Origin of the sequence: Curtobacterium sp. B8, assembly GCF_000333315.1 — a bacterium.
GTDB classification, from domain to species: Bacteria; Actinomycetota; Actinomycetes; order Actinomycetales; family Microbacteriaceae; genus Curtobacterium; species Curtobacterium luteum.
This window is the reverse complement of sequence record NZ_BACW01000429.1, coordinates 1-2,531: the sequence shown is the minus strand read 5'-3', so window position 1 is coordinate 2,531 and position 2,531 is coordinate 1. Positions and strand designations below refer to the sequence as shown.

The following is a 2,531-nucleotide window of genomic DNA, read 5'->3' as shown; positions in this document are numbered from 1 at the left end:
GGCAGACCTCGCCGCCCGACTCCCTCGAGGTGTTCCGCTACCGGTCGTCCGACGGGCAGCCGGAGTACCTCAAGCTCGCCGACCTCGACGAGTTCGGCACCGGCGACTGGGTGCCGACGGTCACGGACGCGAGCAAGTCCGAGACCGCCGACCAGCAGCAGTGGGCCGTCGGGGTGAACCCGCGGCTCTCGACGCGGGGCGACGTGACGATCCGGATCACCGGGCTGTCGAGCAACTACCTCCCGGTCCCCTCCGGCGCGGTGTCCGTGCAGGCGCGGTCGACCAACCTCGACCTGCAGCAGTGGCGCTGGATGGGGCAGTCGAACACGCTCCGGTCGACCGGCCCGGCGACACCCCGTGGTGCGACGTACGAGGTGTACGGCGCGTCGACGTTCGCGAACGCCTACCTCGACGCCTACGCCCAGTCCGGGATGCTCGCGCGCGCCGACGGCCGCGGGTTCGCCCGGCCCTCGGACGCGCAGCTCCGGACCGACCTGACGCTGCCGAAGGACCTGCCGGGCGACATCGCCACGACCGCGGCGCGGGTCTCCGCGGGGGCCGGCAACGACTACGAGGAAGCCCGCGCCCTCGAGGGCTGGTTCCGCAGTGACCTCTTCACGTACTCCGAGACCGCGCCCGTCGAGCAGGGGTACGACGGCGACAGCATGGACGTCATCGACACGTTCCTCAAGGTCCGTTCGGGCTACTGCGTGCACTTCTCGTCCGCCATGGCGGTGATGGCCCGCACGCTCGGCATCCCCTCCCGCATCGCCGTCGGCTACCGAGCCGGCACGGACCAGAGCGACGGCGAGTACACCGTCTCGAACCGGCAGCTGCACTCGTGGCCCGAGCTGTACATCCAGGGTGCCGGCTGGGTCGCGTTCGAGCCGACACCGGACTCCGACGAAGCCGCGCAGCCCTCGACCGAACCGTCCACGTCCGCGACGCCCGGGACACCGGACACCCCGTTGCCGGCGCCGGAGCGGTCGACCCCGGCCGACTCGCAGCCGTCGTCCACGCCGTCGGCTTCGGCCGAGGCCGGAGCGGCACCGGGGTCGTCGACCGGCGGCGGGCAGGGTGGCCTGGGTCTCGCCGCCGGTGTCGTCCTCGCGCTGGCGCTGCTCATCGCCCCCGGGGTGGTGCGTGCGCTCCGCCGCCGGGCGCGGCTCGCGGCCGTGCGGTCCGGCCGGTCCCCCGCCGTCAACGCCTGGCGCGAGGTCCTCGACGACGTCGCCGACCACGGGTACGCACCGGGGCTCGCCCCGCCCGGCGACGCCGCCGCGGCCGCGAGGACCGCCCGCGCCGTCCTCGGTCGCCTGCGCGCCGGTCTGCCGTCCGCGGTGGTCCCGGTGCTCGAACAGGTGGTCGACGCCGTCGATCGCGAGCGCTTCGGTGCCGCCGGCGCCGCGGCGTCGGACAGCGCAGCTCTCGAGCGTGCCGTCCGGGAGGCCCGTGGTGCGCTCGACGCGTCGGTGTCCGCCGGACGTCGGGTGCGGTCGCGGGTGCTCCCGCCGAGCCTCGTGCCGTCGTCGGCGTGGTCGCACGAGGGTCGTCGCTCGCGGCGGAGTCCCGCGTAGCGCGCGCTCCGGCGCGTCCCGCCCCGCCGGCGTGCGCGTCGGCTGGCCTCGCACGGTGCGAGGCCGGCGCGCCCGACAGCCGCGGCGACCCGCCAGCGTGCGAGGTTGTCCGCATGGTGCGAGGTCTGCGCCCTCGCACCGTGTGCGTGTCCTCGCACCGTGCGGCGGGCGCGGGGTTGGTCTCGCACGGTGCGAGGCCGGCGCGCCCGACAGCCGCGGCGACCTGCCAGCGTGCGAGGTTGTCCCCATGGTGCGAGGTCTGCGCCCTCGCACCATGCGTGCGCCCTCGCACCGAGCGGCGGGCGCGGAGCTGGCCTCGCACGGTGCGGGGCCGGCGAGTCCGACGACGACGCGCACGCCGGCCCCGACGCCGACCCCGACCCGCGATCAGCGTGGGCGCACGACCGCCTCGACGAGGGCGGCGATGACGTCGCCCGGGTCGACGCCCGGGAGTGCCTGCGCGTCGAACACCAGCCCGACGTTCGCGGCGATGAGCGCGGTCGCGAAGACGTCGAGCGGCAACCCGGGGTCGACCTCCGGGTGCGCGCCGAACCACAGGTCCACGAGCTCCTGGACGCCGTCCTGCAGCACCTGCCGCTGCCGGACGAACTCCGGCAGGAGCTCGGGGTGACGGAGCACGTAGCCCCGGAACTCGGACAGCAGCGCGAACTGCGTGCTCTGGTCGTGCCGTCCGAAGGCCTGCCGGACGACGTCGCCGAGGTGCACGGAGGCGATCTCGGCGTGCACGAGCTCCTGCAACGACCCGAGCACCACGTTCGTCGCGCGCTGCATGACCTGCGCGACGAGGTCTTCCTTCGAGGTGAAGTTCGAGTACACCGCGCCCTTGCTGAAGCCGGCCCGCGCGGCCACGTCGTCGAGCCTGGCCTCGTGCACCCCCTGCTCGGCGAAAACCTCGCCGCCGGCGGTCAAGAGGCGTTCCCGGACCTCGGCCCG

General features: G+C 74.8%; 2 protein-coding genes. One reads left to right on the top strand and one right to left on the bottom strand.

Features of this window, described 5'->3' with window-relative positions; translation table 11 throughout:
* A partial coding sequence (locus I59_RS19825; RefSeq protein WP_022903913.1) for a transglutaminase domain-containing protein occupies window positions 1-1,577 on the top strand: 1,577 nt, incomplete at its 5' end.
* A 387-nt stretch (window positions 1,578-1,964) separates the two neighbouring features.
* Here the strand turns inward: I59_RS19825 and I59_RS11045 are convergent.
* On the bottom strand, window positions 1,965-2,531 hold a 567-nt coding region (locus I59_RS11045), incomplete at its 5' end, for a TetR/AcrR family transcriptional regulator (RefSeq protein ID WP_022903912.1).